The sequence below is a fragment of the Pyxidicoccus fallax genome, from assembly GCF_012933655.1.
Lineage (GTDB): Bacteria > Myxococcota > Myxococcia > Myxococcales > Myxococcaceae > Myxococcus > Myxococcus fallax.
This window is the reverse complement of record NZ_JABBJJ010000014.1, coordinates 36778-53883: the sequence shown is the minus strand read 5'-3', so window position 1 is coordinate 53883 and position 17106 is coordinate 36778. Positions and strand designations below refer to the sequence as shown.

Below are 17106 nucleotides of genomic sequence, written 5' to 3'. Positions count from 1 at the left end.
CGTACCTGCTCCGCTCCGGATTCGTTCAGACGTATCTGGCGACCTGTTTCTCGGGGCCATGGCAAGACTGCCCACTTGAGTTCAAGCGGGGAGCGATGGGCATCGAGATCGTTCAGTTGACGAGCGAAGCAGAGCGCAGCGCGGGTCGCGAGGCCTACGAAGCGCGTCGGCGGGATGGCAGCATCCTCTGGAAGGTCGACCTCGATTTCGGGGACATGTCTTCCTCTGCCTTTCGAGAAGCGGCCATCTGGGCCGATGCGGGTGTCGCCGCCATTGGTGGGGGGAGCGTCGTTCTGCTGCTGGACCTCTCCTCGGGTGAGGAGAAGCGCCGGATCTGCGTGCCCTCTTGCTTTGGGAGCCTGTCTCTCCAGCGTGTGGAGGGCGCGGAGTGGCTCTTCGTGCTCGGCTGGACGGACGTACACGCCTTCACGCCAGATTTGAAAGAGCAGTGGGTGAGCCGCGACCTGGCGGTGGACGGCATCGTCGGTGGGACCGTGGAGGGCTCCGTCCTGCATGTGCATGCAGAGATGGATCCGCCGGGAGGGTGGTTCTCCGTTCAACTGGACGTGCGCACGGGCCGAGAACTCGCTCGCGAGCCGGCATTCACGGAGGAGTAGGTGCGCGAGAAGTGCACCGGTGGATGCATCTATCCGTGCGAGGAAGACCGACGCCGGGGGCACTACCGCTCCCGCGCTGCCCTGAAGTAATGACCGGGAGGCCGTGGCCAGCGCCCTGGTGCAACTGCGCAGGGAGACCGGCGCGCAGATGGCGGTGCTCATCGTGGGCACCACCCGCGGTGAGCCCATCGAGGACTACGCCCTGCGCGCCGCCAAGGCGTGGAAGGGCGGCGGCGCGGGCCGGGACAACGGGCTGCTCCTCGTCCTCGCGGCGCATGACCGCCGCCAGCGGCTGGAGGTGGGCTACGGGCTGAAGGCGCACCTGCCCGACGACGCCGTGCGCACCCTGCTCGAGGCGCAGGGGCCCTTGCTGCGCCAGTGGAACTACCGGGGCGCGCTTCTGGGCGTGGTGTCGGGCGTGCGCGCGCGCCTGCAGGGGGCGGACGGAGGGGTGAGCGTCCAGGAACCGTGGAGCGAGCGGGAGGTGAACCATGCCTTCCTGTGGATGATGGGCAGTGGGCTCGCCGCGGGAGTGCTCATCGGCTTCTGCTTCGGGCCGTGGTGGGACCGGCTCGGCCCGGCGAGGCTGGCCGGAGCCGCGGGCGCGCTGTTGGGCGTGCCCATGGCGGCCATCGCCCTCTATGTGCAGTCCAGCCAGCGTCCCACCCCGCACTTCCTACTGGCCTTCGCCGCCTTCACCCTCGTGTTCTGCGTGGCGACCCTGGTCTGCCTCCGCTCTTCCCTCCGCTGGGGCCTGTTCGTGGGCTCGGCCACGCTCGTGGGTGGCGGGGTCGCCTGGGTGTGGAGGCCCCCGTCCGACGCGCTGGTATTGAGTGTGGGGCTGGCGGGCCTCGCCGGGGTCATCTTCGTCATCGTCTCTGCAATCCGAGCCCTTCTCTTGGTGGCCTACACAGATCAGTCCTCCGGCAGGCACGACCCCGGCACGTCTTCGAGCTCCTCCTCCGATTCGTCGTGGTCGTCCTCCTCTGACTCGTCATCGTCTGGAAGTTCCAGCTCGGACAGTTCCTGGGGGGCGGGGGCGGCGACTTCGGCGGAGGTGGAGGGAGCTCCTCGTGGTAGCGGAGCGACCGCACGTCGCGTGGAGCCTCGCGCGAATGAAAGCCCCCGTGGTGATGTCCCTGGTCACGCTGCTGTGCACGGGCCTGGGCGCCGTGGCGATGGAACGAGGCGGTGAACCTCTACGAGTTCGCACGCTTCTTCCGCGATCAACCTGGCTGCCAGGACGCGCTCTCCCTGGATGGCGTGGTGTCGCGTGCGTACCTGCCAGCGCTGAGCCGCGAAGAGCTCGATGGTGCGCACTCCCTGCAGCAACGGCTGCGCTGGACGGAGGTGGTCGTCCGGCGGAGCAGGGCGCAGAGTCGAAGGAGGGGACGACGCATCCTCGGGGGCGAACCTCGGCGGGTGCGGTCATCCACCCGCGTTTCAATGTGAGGCCGCCCCCGGAGGCAAGCCACATCCCCGGCGCCGTGCGTGTTACTGCCGGGGCGCGCGCTCCAGCTCACCCCGGTGCTTCGCGAGGAACTCCCGGATGAGGGCGGTGATGCGCGGCCCGCTGGACTCCAGCGCGAAGTGGCCCGCGTCGAGCAGGTGCACCGTGGCCGTGGGCAGGTCCCGCTGGTACGGCGCCGCGCCCGGCGCGATGAAGATGGCGTCGTTCTTCCCCCAGACCACCAGCGTGGGCGGCTGGTATTTGCGGAAGTACGCCTGCCACACGGGGTAGAGGGGCAGGTTGGTGCGGTAGTCGTAGAAGAGGTCCAACTGGATGTCCGCGTTGCCCGGGCGGTCCAGCAGCGCCTGGTCCACCGTCCACGCGTCCGGGCTCACGCGCGAGGTGTCCGGCACGCCGTGCGTGTACTGCCACTTCGTGGCCTCCAGCGTGAGCAGCGAGCGCAGGGCGTCACGGTTCTCCTGCGTCGGCTGGCTCCAGTACTTCCGCAGCGGCGCCCAGAACTCGCCGAGCCCCTCGTCATACGCGTTGCCGTTCTGCACGATGAGCGCCGAGACGCGCTCGGGGTGGCGCGTGGCCAGCCGGTAGCCGACCGGGGCCCCATAGTCCATGACGTAGAGGGCGTAGCGCTTCACGCCCACCGCCTCCGTGAATCCCTCCATGACGCGGGCGAGGTTGTCGAAGGTGTACGCGAAGGCACCGCGCTCAGGCATGCTGCTCTGGCCGAAGCCCGGGTAGTCTGGCGCGATGACGCGGTAGCGGTCCGCCAGCGCGGGGATGAGGTCCCGGAACATGTGCGAGGACGTCGGGAACCCGTGCAGCAGGAGCAGCACCGGTGCGTCCGAGGGCCCGGCCTCGCGGTAGAAGATGTCCAGCCCCTCCACCTTCACCGTGCGGTAGCGCACCCCCGGCACGCGCGCCTCCTCTCGGGACGGAGGCGCCGCCGAGGCACCGGCGGGGACAGCGGCCATCCATAGGAACACCAGCACTCCGAACAGTCGGGACGACGACATGGCTTGCTCCTTCAACGCTCGCGGCCCGGGCACCGGGCCCTTCAGTACATTCATTGTACCGAACGTTCGGTTTAATAATCGGGCCCAAATCGGCGTCAAGCCGGAGTGTGAGGGCCCTGGAGTTGACAGGGGCCCTCCGCGCTCGCAGAGATGGAGTGGACCGTTCGTTCCAACGAGGAGGCGCCGTGCCTGCTGCCCTGCTGTCCCGCGAAGAAGTCGTCGGCCGCCTGCTGGGCGTGTTCCGGCAGCAGGGCTACGACGGGGCGTCGCTGGCCGCGCTCTCCGAGGCGACGGGGCTGGGGCGCTCCAGCCTCTACCACTACTTCCCGGGCGGGAAGGACGACATGGTCAACGCGGTGCTCGACGCCGTGGAGGCGTGGCTCAAGGACGTGGGGCTCGCGCCGCTGCGCGAGTCCGGCACGCCCGAGGAGCGCCTGCGCGCCATGCTGCGCACCCTGGACGGCTTCTATGAGGGAGGCCGCCTTGCGTGCGCGCTGGGCGCCCTCTCGCTGGGCAGCGCGAAGGAGCGGCTCCAGCCGAGGCTGCGCGAAATCATGGGCCTGTGGATGACGGAGGTGGCCCGGGTGCTGGAGGAGGCGGGCCTGAAGCCGGCCGTCGCCCGCGAGCGCGCCGAGGACGCGCTCGTCGAGGTGCAGGGGGCGCTCGTCCTCTCCAGCGGCATGGGAGACGCCGCCCCCTTCAAGCGCGCCATGAAGCGGCTGCCGGAGACGCTGCTCCGGGACGCCGCTCCTCCCAGGCGCTCCCCGAAGGCGGGGTGACGGCTACGGCTTTCCGGTGTCGTAGCTGGGGCGCGATTCACGCCAGCGTCACGACGGAGGACGCGAGCCGGCTGCTGCGCCTCGCGCTCACCCGCGGTGTCCCTAGGGACCGGGCGTGGCTTCCACACCGGCATCAGAGGCAGCCGCGGCCTCGGACGGCGCCGCCGCCTCCGCATCGCCCGCGCTGTCTTCCTCCACCGAACTCGAAGGCCGGGGCGCATCCGACGGCGGAAGCTCGCCGGAAACGGGCGCCTCGGTCAGCCCCGCGTCCGCCTCCTGCGCTTCCACCGGGGCGCCATCGCCCGGAACTGCATCCTCGGGCTCTACCTGAGGCCCGCCTCCACCCGCCTCGCCGTGCACGAGGGGGGCCCCGGTCTCCGCGTCCAGGGGCGGCTCCGCCTGGGTGGGGCTGCCCGCATCCACGTTGCCCGGGACCGGCGGCTCCACCGGCTGCGCCCCGGCGGCCCTCGTGCCACGCCGCCCGTCCTTCTTCCCTTTCGGGGGAGCCTGGACGGAGGGGGCTTCGCGGGTCGGCACCTCCGGCGTTGGCTGCGGCTGCGTCACGGGACTCACGGGCAGCTCCCCGGCGGGCGCGGGCACCGGCGCAACCGGCACCCCCGGCGGCTCCGGCTGCCCACGGAGCACCGCCTCCAACGTCTGCCACCCATTCTCCCGGAGCACCACCGCTCCCGCCACACCGAGAACCAGGACGAAGGTCAGTCCCCATCCCCACCGCGACGGCTTGCGCTCGGGCGACGGTGCCGGGAGGTCCTCGCGCCCGACGCTCAGCGCCCCCGCGGTGGCCCAAGCGGGCTCTCCCCTGGCGCCGGGCAGGGAGGACGCGCGAGGCGCCGCGCGAGACTCGAGGACGGCGGGTCCGGGCATGGCGCCGATGGCCAGGGTGCGGAGCTCCGCGGTCGCATCCGGCACCCGCTGGCCCTCGTCTGCCTCCCGCTGCACCTCGGGAAAGCACTCGCGCAGAAAGCGTCCCACCTCTTCCTGGCTCGCCAGGGAGCAGGCCCGCGCCAGGGCCTCCGCCATCTCCTGGCATGAGCCGTAGCGGTCCTCCGGCCTGCGCGCGAGGGCCTTCGCGGCGACGTCCGCCAGCCCCGGTGGCAGCGTCGACACGTCCACCTGGCACCGTGCGAGCTGCTGGCAGTGCGCCACCTGGCTGGGAACGGAGACGGAGACATCCGCGGGCGGAGGGAAGGGCAGCCGGCCCGCCAGCATCTCGAAGAGGAGCACGCCCGCACAGAACTGGTCGCTCCGGCCATCCACCGGTGTCGGCTCGTTCGGAAGGCCCTCGACGCCACCGGGCACCGTCCTGAGCAGCTCCAGCGCCCGCTCCGGCGCGAGGTAGCCCGGCGTGAAGAACAGCGCATGTGCGGCCGGCGCCGTCGCCCGCGCGGACCAGGCAATGCCGAAGTCGATGACCTTGGTGACGCCGCCCAGGCCCACCATCACATTCGACGGCTTGACGTCCCGGTGCACCACCTCGAGCCGCCGGCCATGCGAGTCCGTGGCGTGGTGCGCCGCATGCAGCGCCTGGCACACGTCGTACATCACCCGGCAGGCGATGCTGGCGGGAAGCCCCGAGGGCCCGCGGGTCCGGAGCAGTTGCTCCAGGCTCCGCCCCGGAATCCACTCCATCTCGATGAAGAGCTGCCCCTGGCTCTCGAAGACGTCGTAGACGCGGACGATGTTGGGATGCGTGAGCTTGAGGCTGAGGAGCGCCTCGTTGAGGAAGCTCCTGCGGCCGGCCTCGTCGGCCTTCAGCGTCATCTGCTTGAGGACCACGTTCTCACGGCGGAGGTGCGAGTACGCGAGGAACAGCTTCGCCATTCCTCCCTGACCCAGCGTCCTGACGACCGAGTAGACCTTTTCCGCTCTCACGGCGGGGGACCCTACCACCCCGGTCGCGGGCGGCTCGAAGTCTCCACCGCGCCGCGGGCACCGCAATTCCCTGTGCCCGCCTGTAACGCGAAGCGGGCGCAGGTGACGGCTATACTTCACGGCAATCGACCGTGAACCCTGGCAAGACCCCGGGCATGAAGTCCTCCCATGGCCACGACCAGACTCGAAGTCATGGGACGGAAGGCGACCCTCAGGCCCGGCGCGGGCTCCCACTTCTGGCAGCTGGTCTGGGTCGCCGGCTGCGTGGAGGCGCAGTCCCGCTCGGTGGCCGTCGGCGGGCTCCTCATCCTGGCGGCGAGGTTGACGACGCCCCGTACGCCAATAACGGTGTCATAGTCCTCTTCCCCTTCACAGAGGTCACCATGATTCGCTCCACGAAGAAGGCAGCCCAGGTCCTGCTCGCGGTCGCCGCGGGCTTCGTCGTGTCGTTCGGCGCCACCCAGGTCGTTCCGGGCGCGCAGCAGGTGCCGCTCGATATCTCCTGCAACGACTACTGCATGCAGCAGTGCGCGGATGCCGGTTTCTCGTATGGCTTCTGCCAGGGCGGCAAGGTGTGCGCCTGCTACAACTGAGGACGCGGCTCTGAGCGCGGGGCTGGTCAGCCAGCCCCGCGGCTCGCGCATCAACCCAGCAGCTTGAACGTCTCGCGAGCAATCATCAGTCGCTGCGCCTCGCTGGTGCCCTCGTAGCTCGTCTGCACGCGGCATCGCGGAAGTACCGCTCGACGGGGCGAACAGCTTCGCCATGGAGGCCTCGCGGGAGAACGGCTGGCCCTGCTCCTTCATGTCCGCCGCCCGCGGCGTCAGCAGCTCCGCGGCGCCTCCAGCTGCGTCTTGAGGTGTGGCTGGGGAGGGGCGGAGTGGGGCCGCGTGCCGCCGCCGGGAGTCGCCCAGGGTGAGTCACGCCGCGGTTCGGGCTCCGTGCTGCTCCGCCGTGGAGCGCAGATGCCCGAGCCACGCGGTGATGGCGGACCTGAGCAGCCCCTCCATCATCGCGGGGGCCTGCTGGACGGCGTCACCGCTCCACGACTCGGCGGTGCGCACCCGCGTGCTCTCGCCCTTCGCGTCCGCGGGCTCGAGCGTCCACACATGGATGCCAAAGATTCCATTCGTGTCCCCCGACCAGGCCAGGCGCTTGCCAGGAATGACTTCTCCCAGGGTGGAGACAATGGCGAGTCCCGCGGTGGCCCACTGGAACGTCGAGCCCACCGCGACGGGCCCCTTCAGCGCGGCGGCGGTGATATCGGGATTCCACTCCGGCCATTGGTCAATCGCCGTGAGCAGCGCCCAGACACGAGCGGGGGACGACAGGACCAGGACTTCCTCGGAGACGATGACGGGGGCACTCGAGTCGATGTTCATGGTTGCCTCGGACGTGTGTGAAGTGGACATGGGGTTCAGGCCCGCGCCGCAATCCAGGAGCCATGCACGCCCCCGGGGACGTGGCGGGGCAGCTCCACGACGGCCACGGGCTCGCCGGCGATGTCGCGGGCGTCGAGCACGAGCAGCTCCGCGGGCGACTGGTCCGCGTTGCTCACCACGGTGAGGATGTAGCCGTCGTCCTCGCGGGTGGCTCGGGCGGAGGGCACGAACACCCCTTCGCTTGGCAGTTGTCCCGGCGCCAGGACGCGAAGCTGGCGCGTGCCCGTGTCCAGGTCGTGCTTCGCCAGGGCCCACGGCCCCTGCTCGCCCCCGGGGAGCGCGAGCGCGTAGCCGTACCGGTGCGTCTGGCCCACCACTTCGGGATTGACGGTGGGGAACTCGACGACCAGGTCATCCACGGCCCGGCAGCTCAGGACGCCCTTCTCGGGGTCGATGGTCCAGCGGTGGTGACGCGCTCCATTCAGGAGGCTGGGGCCCCGGTCCGCGCGCCCCGCCCACCAGGCCGTCGACCGCTCCCAGCCGGCGCGCTCGAAGGCGGGAGCATCGAGGATGACCCGGCCCTGCGCGTCCTCGTAGGCATTGGTGACGTGGAGGACATAGATGGGGTCCACGTCGAACCAGCGGACAGCGCCACTGTCGCGGGACATGAGGCCGATGCGCGCCGGGTAGCCGTCCTTCCAGGCGTAGGGCATGCCCGACGTGTCCTTCGCGTCGAAGACCACCGGCATGTCGAACCAGACGACGTAGCGCTGGGTGATGGCGAAGTCGTGCATCAGCGACGGACCCGCGCCCGCCACCTCGAGCTTCCGGACGATGTCTCCCTGAGGAGAGGCCACGTGGTACGTGAGGTACGGAGGGAAGGGACCGTAGCCGTGGAAGAGAAGCTCTCCGGTCCGCGGGTCGATTTTCGGGTGAGCCGTCATGGCCGTGGTGAGCTTCCCTCCGAAGGTGAAGACGCCCACGGTGTCGAGCTCGGGGGTGACCTGGAACGGGAAGCCCGCTTCGTTGAGGGCCAGAATCCGGCCTGCGTGGCCGATGGCATGTGTGCCAGCGGAGTGGGCGGTGTAGTCCGGCCCGCGCTCGGTCATGTAGGGCGCGCCCTGGAGCGCGGGCGTCCGCACCCAGCGGTTGCGGTAGGACTCGGCGCGTCCGTCCTGGAGCCGAATCCCATGAAGCATGCCGCTGCCCTTGAACCAATGATGGGGCACGACATCGGGCAGGGGGTTGTGGCCGTTGCGCACGAGCTGCCCGTTGAGCTCTCGCGGCAGGTCGCCGCGCACGCGCAGCCAGGTGGCGGTCATCTCGTCGGTGACCGGGGTGAAGGGACCCGACAGGAAGGGAGCGGAGGTCGACATGGGAGTGATTCCTTGTGAGTCAGGGGTTGAGGGTTGAAGGTGAAGAGGGGGCGCGCAGGGACAGGAGCGCGGCGAGGCCGGTGAGCAGCGAGGCGGCGAGGAAGGCGGCGCGGTAGCCTTCGGCGAGCGCCGCCACGCCAGGCTCGCCAGCGCTCGCGGTCCGGCTGGCGGCCAAGGACATGAGCAGGGCCAGACCCACGGCGCCGCCCGACTGGCGCGTGGTATTCACCAGGCCGCTGGCCAACCCGGACTCGGCCGGTGAGACATCCTGGGTGGCCAGGCGGGTCAGCTCCACCAAGGCCATGCCGAGCCCCGTGCCCACCAGGAGCGACGGACCGAGGAGATTCGCGATGAAGTGGCCCTGGACCGGGACACGGCCGAACCAGACGAGCCCCACGGTGAGCAGCAGGAGGCTGCCGGTCAGCGAGGTCCTGGCCCCCAGCCGCTCGGTGAGCCGCCGGGAGAAGGTCGAGGCCGCCATGAGCGTCAGGGCCAGCGGCAGCTGGGTGAGGCCCGTCTGAAGCGGCCCATAACCCAGGACCCGCTGCTGGTAGAGCGGAAAGAAGAAGAACAGCCCAATCCAGGCGCCCCCCACGAGTGTCATGGCCACGTTGGCGAAGCGCACGCTGGGGTTCGCGAAGATGCCCGGACGAACCAGCGGCGTGGCACTGCGCCGCTCGACCTGGAGGAAGGCCACGAACAGCACGGCCCCGGTCGCGAGGAGTCCCAGCGTACGTACCGAGAACCAACCCGCCTGCGTGGCGCCAGCGAGGCCGAAGGTGAACAGCCCCAGCGCACCCGTGACGAGGACGGCTCCGGGGATGTCAAAGGCAGGCGGCGAGGACGACCTGGAGGAGGACACAATCCAGGCGTGGGCCAATCCCAGTGCCACGATGACGAACGGAACCGTAAAGACAAACACGGAGCGCCATCCGAAGGTCGCGGTGAGCAGTCCTCCGGCGATGACCCCGAGGGCACCTCCCGCGCCGGAGACTCCACCCCAGACGCCCAGGGCCACCCGCCGCTCATCGCCGCGCGAGTACTGGATGAGCGCGATGGAGAGCGCCGCGGGGGACAGCACCGCCGCGGAGAGTCCTTGCAGCCCCCGGGAGGCGATGAGGAAGCCCGCCCCCGGTGCGAGCGCCGCGCCCAGCGAGGCGAGCCCGAAAGCCCCCAGCGACACCATGAAGACGCGGCGCCGCCCAAGGATGTCCGCCGCCCGTCCCCCAGCGAGGAGCAAGCCGCCAAAGGCCAGGACATAGGCATTGACCACCCAGGTCAAGCCTTCCGGCCCGAGCCCCACCCCGTCGCTAATCGACGGCAACGCCACGTTGACGATGGAGGTGCTCAGCACCACCACGAACTGCGCGAGCGCCAGGGGAACCAGCGGCCAGAAGCCGCTGACGGAAGCCCCCGCGTCGGGCGATTCGGGCGCGCGAGGCGATGTTCCACGCACTCGGGCGGGTGAGGAGACATGGGGCATGGCGTTGCTCCCGCGGCTTCGCGGAGAAAGGGGACACCTGACGAAAAGGTCTTCGGGCAGACACGGGCCAGAACCCCACCCCACGCCTGGCGGCGTCCGGGGCGTTCAGTTACTGGTCATCAACTTGGTTATATGGTGTAACTAAGCTGACCCCATGACGCAAGAGCATGACCCCATTATTCTGAGGCCCATGACCGTTCCCCCTCTTTCCCGGCGCGAGCGCATCCATGCGGAGACCGTCCGCGAGATTCGCGGCATCGCCCTGCGTCAGGTCGATGAAGGTGGCCTGGCGGCGCTGTCCCTCAACGCGATTGCCAAGGAGCTGGGGATGTCCGGCCCGGCCCTCTATCGGTACTTCGCGTCGCGGGACGACCTGCTCGGCGCGCTCCATGCCGACATCTATGTCCATCTGGTGACAGCAGTCCGGGAGGGCGTGGAAGCCTCGACGGGGCGCACTCCCGCGGCACACCTGGCCGCGTATGCCGCCGCCTACCGTGGGTGGGCGCGCCAGTATCCGCGCCGGTACCTGTTGCTGTTTGGCGGGCGGGCCGAGGACTTCAAGGACCCGGAGGAGGCCGTCTCCGAGGTCCACGAAGGTATGCTCCTGCTGCTACGGCTCATCGCCCAGCTGGTCGGCGACCGTCCACAGCCCAAGGCGTCCGACGCGCTGGAGCGACAGCTCGTGGCGTGGGCCCGGCGCCGGGGTGACCCGGGGTTCTCCCCCATCGTCCTGCGCCTTGGGGTCCTCTTCTGGACGCGCCTGCATGGCATCGTCAGCCTGGAGCTCTCCTCGGTCTTCAAGGACATGGGGCTCGATGGAGGGACGCTGCTCGATGAGGAGGTCAAGCGCATCATCGAAGCCGCCGGGGCCGGCCGCTAGCCCGCCGCCCCCGAGTGGAGGCAGGGTTCAGGGAGTCCCTGCCTCCACCGGCGCGGTGAGTGACGCGTGCAAGCGCTCGCGCTCCGTCACCTGTCCACCGAACCGGGCCACGCCCACGAGAGCGGTGCCCCAGCCTGAGGAACGCCTGGGCCTCGCTCAGGCAACCTCGGGAGTAGCGCCCGTCGCTACGGTGTCGTCGTACAGGCGTACGGCGTCCAGGCGGAGGCGCCTGCCGCGTTCTGGGAGCGGATGGCGAAGCACATGTACGTGCGAGACGCGAGGCCGCCCCAGGTATACGTGGTGGTGTTGGCGCCGAGGTTCAGCGTGGTGACACCGTTGGTGAGCTGGAACCCGGTCTCGTTGCCAGAGGTGTCCGTCCAGTTCACCCGGATGCTGGAGCTGCTGATGGCGGTGGCCGTCTGGTTCGTCGGCATGGCGGGCACCGTGGGCGTGGTGGTGCAGGCGTACGGCGTCCAGGCGGAGGCGCCCGCCGCGTTCAGGGAGCGGATGGCAAAGCACATATAGGTGTTGGGCGACAGGCCCGTCCACGTGTACGTGGTCGTGTTGGCACCCACGCTCACGACGGTGACACCGTTGGTGATCTGGAAGGCGGTCTCGTTGCCGGAGGTGTCCGCCCAGTTCACCCGGATGCTGGAGCCGCTGATGGCGGTGGCCGTCTGGTTCGTCGGCACGGCCGGCACCGTGGGCGTGGTGGTGCAGGCATACGGCGTCCAGGGCGAGGTGCCCGTGGCGCTGTAGGCGCGGATGGCGAAGCACATATAGGTGTTGGGCGACAGGCCCGTCCACGTGTACGTGGTGGTGTTGGCGCCCACGCTCACGGTCGTGACACCGTTGGTGATCTGGAACCCGGTTTCATTGCTGGACTTGTCGGTCCAGTTGACCCGGATGCTGGTGCCATTGAGCGCAGTCGCGCTCTGACCGGTCGGCGCCGCCGGAACGGTGAAGAAGGCACTCTTGTTCGCGGCGAGGAAGTTCCGGTCGTAGTCGTTCAGACCGATGGTCGGATAGTCCCACCAGTAGCCCATCACGGAGGTCTCCATCCCCCAGCCCACCCCATCCGGGTGGGGCAGGCCAAAGCCGTGGCCGAGCTCGTGAGCGACCGCGCCGGTCTGCTTGCGCTGGCCGGACCACCAGTAGGCGCCCTCCGCCACCTGGCCCTGGATGCTGTCGATGGCCCAGTCGCCGACGATGGCCTGGCCGCCGTTGCCGCTGGTATACCCACGGCCTCCAGCGAAGCCGCCGGCGCCCTTGAAGAAGATCATCGTGACGTAGCCGCTCTCATTCTGCGCCGGCGGGGTGGGGAACCCGCGCGAGTGCAGCTCCGCCATGACGGCCCCCTCCATGTTGCCCGTGATGGTGATGACCCCGTCGTCGTAGATGTTCCCCGGCCCCCACGAGATGCCGTACGCCTCCTTGGTGCCGTGGGCCTGAACCACCTGCACCGGGTTCAGCACGAAGGTCGCCCCGTTGTTGTGGGACGCATAGAAGCGCTGGATGTCGGCCATCGCGTTGTTGATGGCGGTGGCCTCTGCCTGCACCTCGGCGCTGCTCACGCTCCAGTCGGTGGGCACGAACAACACCGGCACCACCGAGTAGTCCGGCCAGGGATACGGAAACGTCGGGCTGGCCGTCGCGACTCCTGGCCCCAGCGCGCTGGAGAGGAGGAGGGCCGCGCAGAGGATGCTGAGACATCTGTTCATGAAACGCTCCTGAAGCAGGATTGCCCCGGCCAGGGATTCGAGCCGAGGAGGGGTGTGGCGCGCGGGAGTGTAAGCCGCGCATGTATTGCCCGATAGAACGCCCGGAAGGCGGGGCGGACCTGCTGCTGATGGCGGTTTACAATCGCAATGCGATTGTTCGGTGATTTCATACTGCTTGGGGCTCCGGGCTCAGAAGTTCTCGCCCTTCGAGGCGGAGCCCCGCTGGAGGGGCACACTGGGGGGAAGCCCGTGGGAGGCTGACGAGAGCGTGTGCCCTGGCGAGGTGGAGCAGGGGAGGGACATGTGGAGGCGCGGGGGTGGGCGTACCGGCGGAGGTGTGGAGGCAGGCTTGAGGGTCTTGGCGTACGTGAAGGGGGCCCCGGGAGGCGGGCGAGTCTGGAGCACCTGGGCTTGCCCACGGCATGTGCGAGGTGGGCCCCGGCACGTTCATCACGCCGTTATCTGCATTCACGCTCCATTCCCAGACGTTGGGTGCGTGAACGGAGAACATTCCAAGCACACGATATAGGCATGAGACCCATCGCCTTGTTCGTGTCAGACGCCTCGAAGTTGTTCCCGGTGAGCAGGCCTTCGAGATAATACGGGATGGCCCCCCCAAGGTTCGTGCTGCCCACGGGCTGCGTGAGCCTGCGCCACCAGGAGAAGTAACGATGCAGCCACAGGTGAGAACAAGTGTGCGGCCATGGAGTCCCATGCCGCTCTTCGTCGCGTTCGTGGTCTCTTCTCTCGTCGTGGGTTGCTCGATGCCGTCGACGGAGGAGACGCCGGAAGCGCTCGCGGTCTCGCGCGCGGCCGCGGTCATCCAAGACGCCAATTTCGCCGATTCCGTCTTCGTCGGCGGCCTCCGGGGCCCGACGACGATGACCTTCGCGCCCGATGGGCGCCTGTTCATCTCGGAGAAGAACGGCTCGCTGCGCGTGGTCGAGAACGGCCAACTCCTGACGACTCCGTTCATGACGCTCGCAGTGGACACCGACAACGAGCGTGGGCTGATGGGGGTCGCGTTCGATCCCAACTTCGCCCACAACCATTACCTGTATGTCTATTACACGTCGGTGGACGGAAGCATTCACAACCGGGTCAGCCGTTTCACCGCCAACGGCAATGTGGTGGTGCCTGGGAGCGAGCTGGTGCTCGCCGACTTTCCGACGCTCGACGCCGCCAACCACAACGGCGGAGCGGTTCGCTTCGGACTCGACGGCAAGCTCTACGTTTCGGTCGGCGAGAACGCGGTCTCCTCCAACTCCCAGAGCCTGAACACGCCGCTGGGCAAGCTGCTGCGGTTCAACCCGGATGGCAGCATTCCCACGGACAATCCGTTCTACGCGACCGCCACCGGGCTCGCCAAGGCGACCTGGGCGATGGGGCTGCGCAATCCCTTCACCTTCGACGTCCAGCCCGGCACGGGAATCCTGTTCATCAATGACGTGGGCGAAGGCGGCTGGGAGGAGATCAACCGAGGCCAGGCTGGCGCCAACTACGGCTGGCCGATGACCGAGGGTTACTTCACGAATCGCCCGGAGCTCACGCAGCCGTTCTTCGCGTATCCGCACGGCTCCGGAAATGCCGCCGGCAACTGCATCGCCGGGGGGGCCTTCTACAACCCGCCCATCTCCGCGTTCCCCGGCGCGTACGTCGGTCAATACTTCTTCGCGGACTACACCAACGATTGGATCTCCCGCATCGACCCGAACTCCGGCGTGCGTTCGCTGTTCGCGACGGGCGTCCCGGGGCCGGTGGATCTCGACGTGGGGCCCGACGGCGCGCTCTACTATCTGGCGCGCGGAGAGGGCCAGGTGGGTCGCATCGCCTACACGGCGTCGCTGCCGCCGAGCATCGCGCAGCAGCCGGCGAGCACGCTGGTGTCGGTCGGGTACGCGGCGACCTTCACGGTGTCGGCCAGCGGTGAGCCGCCGCTCACCTATCAGTGGCAGCGGAACGGCGTGAACATCTCGGGGGCGAACACGCCGAGCTATGTGCTGAACGCCGCGCAACTGACGGACAGCGGCGCGCGCTTCCGGGTGGTCGTGACCAACGGGCTGGGCTCGACGACGAGCGCCGAGGCGGTACTGACGGTGACGTCCAACAAGCCGCCGGTGGCCACGATTGTGACGCCGGCAGCGGGCGCGACCTACACCGCGGCCACGAACCTGACGTTCTCCGGCTCGGCCAGCGACGCGGAGGATGGCGCGCTGCCGCCGAGCGCGATGACCTGGAGCATCATCTTCCATCACGACACCCACACGCATCCCGGCATGACCGATACCACCGGCATCTCGAGCGGGAGCTGGCCGATTCCGAACGTCGGCGAGAGCTCGACCAACGTCTGGTATCGCGTGCGGCTCACGGTGCGCGACTCGATCGGCCTCACCGACACGACGTATCGCGACGTGCTCCCGGTCACGGTACCGCTCCAGGTGACTACCGTGCCGAGCGGGCTGCAAGTGCTGATGGATGGGCAGCCATTCACGGCGCCTCACGCCACGTCAGGTGTGGTCGGCGGCATCCGCTCGGTGGGCGTCGACTCGCCGCAGTACGCAAGCGGAAAATTCTGGGCGTTCTCGTCGTGGTCTGACGGCGGCGCTCAGTCGCATACCTTCATCACGCCCGGCAGCGCGGCCACCTACACGGCCACGTTCGCCGAGGTCTCGGGCGGGAGCTGCTACAAGATTCAAAGCGAGCGCACCGACAAGTGGCTCACCGTCGACATCGCGGGCAAGGTCCTCGCCGGCAGCGCGACGCAAGCAGGAGGGCAGATCTTCCAGCTCGTTCCGAACGGCACGAAGTACAAGCTCAAGGGCTCGGGCGACGCGTTCATGACGGTGGTGTCGAACCAGCTCGCGATGAGCGCCAACTTCTCCAGCGCGGAGTCGTTCACGCAGCTTCCCTGCGGCTACGGCGGGCGCACGCGTGTTGGCTTCCAGGCCTCGTCGGGGAGCGCGCCCCACTGGAAGGAGACCACGCCGGACGGGCCAATCCAGAGCGGTGACGGCGGCAATGGAGGCGCCTGCAATGCGACCAGTGGCACCGCCTGGGAGGGCTTCTACCTCGAACCTGTGAGCTGCCCGGGTAGCGGCACCGGCCCGGTGTGCGGCAACGGCACCGTCGAGAGCGGCGAGCAATGCGACGACGGCAACACCAGCTCGGGCGATGGCTGCGATTCGACGTGCCACATCGAGACCGGCAGCGCGGGTTGTTTCCGCATCCAGAGCGAGCGCTCCGACAAGTGGCTCACCGTCGACGGCGCGGGCAAGGTGGCGGCCATCAGCACGACACAGCCCGGCGGCGAGGTCTTCGAGCTCGTCACGAGCGGCACGAAATACAAGCTCAAGGGCGCGAGCGGAGCGTACCTGGCGGTGGTCGCGAACCAGCTCACCGTGAACGCCACGCTCGGCACCGCGGAGCCGTTCACCCGTCACGACTGCGGTGTCTACGGTGGACGTAATCGCTATGGCTTCGAATCATCGACGGGCACCGCGCGCAACTGGAAGGAGGTCACCACCGGCGCTCCCATCCAGAGTGGAAGTGGCGGCAATGGGGGCATCTGCAATCCCGCTGACGGTGGCTCGTGGGAAGCCTTCTACCTCGAGCCCGCGACCTGCCCTGGCGGGAGTCCCTAGGCTTCGGTCACCCTCTCGGTGAGGGCTCAACCCTGAAGGTCCAGGACCCGCGCTTCTCCAACCCCTGGAACTAGGCGAGCCCCTTTTTCGCCCGCAGCGCCTGCTCCACCTCGGGGAGGAACGGGCTGGCGCCGCGCTCGGCACGCTCCATCGCCTTGGAGCGGTCGAGGATGCCGCGCTCGAGCACCTCGGGCACGAAGAGCTGTTCGTGCCGCTCGAGGTCATCGGAGTCGATGTCGGGCGTGAACTCCTGCCAGCCCCGGCCACCGACGATGAGGGTGCGGTAGGCCTCGGGGACGGAGCGAGGCCCGCCCGCGTTCGCCCAGATGGGGGTGTGGGGGTCCAGCAGCACCGCCAGCGCGGTCAGCGTGCCGCTCACTCCCAGCACCGCGCCGTCCACTCCCCAAGAGCCGACGATGACGCCGGACGCCGTGAGGTCGCGGTCCACCACCACGCGCGCGCTCCCGCTGTACTCGAGGTTCCGGGCGCGGAGGTGGCCCATCACGAGGAGGGCGCTGGTGGCGTAGTCGCCCGTCCTGAAGACGATGTCCCCCGTGGTCACCAGGTCCCCATCGATGATGAGCGCCCACGGGCCATCCCCGGTCTCCAGGTTCTCGGTGGTGATGACGCTTCCTTCGACGAGGCGCGGGCGCACCTCCGCGGTGACGAGAGCTCTTGTCTCCAGGAACCAGCTCCACTGGTCGTGGCCGCGATAGCGCTCGGCCAGCTCCTCGAAGGTCATCTCACGGCCGAGTTCGTCGAGTCTCATGCCCTCTTCCTACCCGAAGCAGGGGACCGCAACCATCTCCAGGGCCTCCGGGCCGCCGGCCTCCGGAGACGGGGACGGAGGAAA

General features: G+C 69.0%; 14 protein-coding genes and 1 pseudogene. 7 read left to right on the top strand and 8 right to left on the bottom strand.

The window, feature by feature from the left end; genetic code table 11:
- The first annotated feature begins 95 nt into the window (after window positions 1–95).
- Window positions 96–617, top strand: a complete 522-nt coding sequence (locus HG543_RS04960; RefSeq protein WP_169343506.1) for a hypothetical protein — start codon at window positions 96–98, stop codon at window positions 615–617.
- Between the two features lie 103 nt (window positions 618–720).
- Complete coding sequence (locus HG543_RS04955) at window positions 721–1812, top strand: TPM domain-containing protein (protein ID WP_169343505.1); 1092 nt, start codon at window positions 721–723, stop codon at window positions 1810–1812.
- Window positions 1813–2111: 299 nt separating this feature from the next.
- On the opposite strand, the gene HG543_RS04950 is transcribed toward HG543_RS04955, so the two are convergent.
- Window positions 2112–3098: an alpha/beta fold hydrolase gene (locus HG543_RS04950; RefSeq protein ID WP_169343504.1), complete on the bottom strand. Its 987-nt coding sequence runs from the start codon at window positions 3096–3098 to the stop codon at window positions 2112–2114.
- Window positions 3099–3283: 185 nt separating this feature from the next.
- On the opposite strand from HG543_RS04950, the gene HG543_RS04945 reads away from it, so the two are divergent.
- Complete coding sequence (locus HG543_RS04945; RefSeq protein WP_343073276.1) at window positions 3284–3877, top strand: TetR/AcrR family transcriptional regulator; 594 nt, start codon at window positions 3284–3286, stop codon at window positions 3875–3877.
- A 102-nt stretch (window positions 3878–3979) separates the two neighbouring features.
- On the opposite strand, the gene HG543_RS04940 is transcribed toward HG543_RS04945, so the two are convergent.
- Window positions 3980–5770 carry a serine/threonine-protein kinase gene (locus HG543_RS04940; protein ID WP_343073275.1) on the bottom strand — a complete coding sequence of 597 codons (1791 nt, stop codon included), beginning with the start codon at window positions 5768–5770 and terminating at the stop codon, window positions 3980–3982.
- A gap of 168 nt (window positions 5771–5938) precedes the next feature.
- Between HG543_RS04940 and HG543_RS04935 the strand changes: the two genes are divergently transcribed.
- Both HG543_RS04935 and HG543_RS04930 read left to right on the top strand, forming a co-directional pair.
- Window positions 5939–6127, top strand: coding sequence for a hypothetical protein (locus HG543_RS04935; protein ID WP_169343502.1), 189 nt, complete (start codon window positions 5939–5941; stop codon window positions 6125–6127).
- Between the two features lie 26 nt (window positions 6128–6153).
- Window positions 6154–6363 carry a hypothetical protein gene (locus HG543_RS04930; RefSeq protein WP_169343501.1) on the top strand — a complete coding sequence of 70 codons (210 nt, stop codon included), beginning with the start codon at window positions 6154–6156 and terminating at the stop codon, window positions 6361–6363.
- Window positions 6364–6413: 50 nt separating this feature from the next.
- Here HG543_RS04930 and HG543_RS54995 read toward each other — a convergent pair.
- The 4 genes and pseudogenes from HG543_RS54995 to HG543_RS04910 form a co-directional block, all read right to left on the bottom strand.
- Window positions 6414–6609: pseudogene (locus tag HG543_RS54995) on the bottom strand (acyl-CoA dehydrogenase family protein); the annotation flags it as partial.
- Between the two features lie 81 nt (window positions 6610–6690).
- Window positions 6691–7152, bottom strand: coding sequence for an SRPBCC family protein (locus tag HG543_RS04920; protein ID WP_169343500.1), 462 nt, complete (start codon window positions 7150–7152; stop codon window positions 6691–6693).
- Between the two features lie 35 nt (window positions 7153–7187).
- Entirely contained in the window at window positions 7188–8528 is a 1341-nt protein-coding gene (locus HG543_RS04915) for a carotenoid oxygenase family protein (RefSeq protein ID WP_169343499.1), read from the bottom strand.
- Window positions 8529–8547: 19 nt separating this feature from the next.
- A complete protein-coding gene (locus HG543_RS04910) occupies window positions 8548–10011 on the bottom strand; it encodes an MFS transporter (protein WP_169343498.1) in 1464 nt (487 codons plus the stop codon).
- Between the two features lie 190 nt (window positions 10012–10201).
- Here HG543_RS04910 and HG543_RS04905 point away from each other — a divergent pair, with 190 nt between their 5' ends.
- Window positions 10202–10891, top strand: a complete 690-nt coding sequence (locus tag HG543_RS04905) for a TetR/AcrR family transcriptional regulator (RefSeq protein ID WP_169343497.1) — start codon at window positions 10202–10204, stop codon at window positions 10889–10891.
- A gap of 185 nt (window positions 10892–11076) precedes the next feature.
- On the opposite strand, the gene HG543_RS04900 is transcribed toward HG543_RS04905, so the two are convergent.
- Window positions 11077–12612, bottom strand: a complete 1536-nt coding sequence (locus HG543_RS04900) for a fibronectin type III domain-containing protein (protein ID WP_169343496.1) — start codon at window positions 12610–12612, stop codon at window positions 11077–11079.
- Between the two features lie 713 nt (window positions 12613–13325).
- Here HG543_RS04900 and HG543_RS04895 point away from each other — a divergent pair.
- Entirely contained in the window at window positions 13326–16253 is a 2928-nt protein-coding gene (locus tag HG543_RS04895; protein ID WP_246356761.1) for a PQQ-dependent sugar dehydrogenase, read from the top strand.
- A gap of 70 nt (window positions 16254–16323) precedes the next feature.
- On the opposite strand, the gene HG543_RS04890 is transcribed toward HG543_RS04895, so the two are convergent.
- The gene (locus tag HG543_RS04890) at window positions 16324–17022 is read right to left on the bottom strand and encodes a hypothetical protein (protein WP_169343494.1); all 699 of its coding nucleotides are present in this window, start codon (window positions 17020–17022) and stop codon (window positions 16324–16326) included.
- Window positions 17023–17106: the final 84 nt, after the last annotated feature.

Excerpts from the sequence above, each read along its gene's own strand:
- HG543_RS04950 (WP_169343504.1), bottom strand. The coding sequence starts at position 3,098 with ATGTCGTCGTCCCGACTGTTCGGAGTGCTGGTGTTCCTATGGATGGCC.
- HG543_RS04910 (WP_169343498.1), bottom strand. The coding sequence starts at position 10,011 with ATGCCCCATGTCTCCTCACCCGCCCGAGTGCGTGGAACATCGCCTCGC.
- HG543_RS04930 (WP_169343501.1), top strand. The coding sequence starts at position 6,154 with ATGATTCGCTCCACGAAGAAGGCAGCCCAGGTCCTGCTCGCGGTCGCC.
- HG543_RS04900 (WP_169343496.1), bottom strand. The coding sequence starts at position 12,612 with ATGAACAGATGTCTCAGCATCCTCTGCGCGGCCCTCCTCCTCTCCAGC.
- HG543_RS04920 (WP_169343500.1), bottom strand. The coding sequence starts at position 7,152 with ATGAACATCGACTCGAGTGCCCCCGTCATCGTCTCCGAGGAAGTCCTG.
- HG543_RS04890 (WP_169343494.1), bottom strand. The coding sequence starts at position 17,022 with ATGAGACTCGACGAACTCGGCCGTGAGATGACCTTCGAGGAGCTGGCC.
- HG543_RS04960 (WP_169343506.1), top strand. The coding sequence starts at position 96 with ATGGGCATCGAGATCGTTCAGTTGACGAGCGAAGCAGAGCGCAGCGCG.
- HG543_RS04905 (WP_169343497.1), top strand. The coding sequence starts at position 10,202 with ATGACCGTTCCCCCTCTTTCCCGGCGCGAGCGCATCCATGCGGAGACC.
- HG543_RS04935 (WP_169343502.1), top strand. The coding sequence starts at position 5,939 with ATGGCCACGACCAGACTCGAAGTCATGGGACGGAAGGCGACCCTCAGG.
- HG543_RS04895 (WP_246356761.1), top strand. The coding sequence starts at position 13,326 with ATGCCGCTCTTCGTCGCGTTCGTGGTCTCTTCTCTCGTCGTGGGTTGC.
- HG543_RS04915 (WP_169343499.1), bottom strand. The coding sequence starts at position 8,528 with ATGTCGACCTCCGCTCCCTTCCTGTCGGGTCCCTTCACCCCGGTCACC.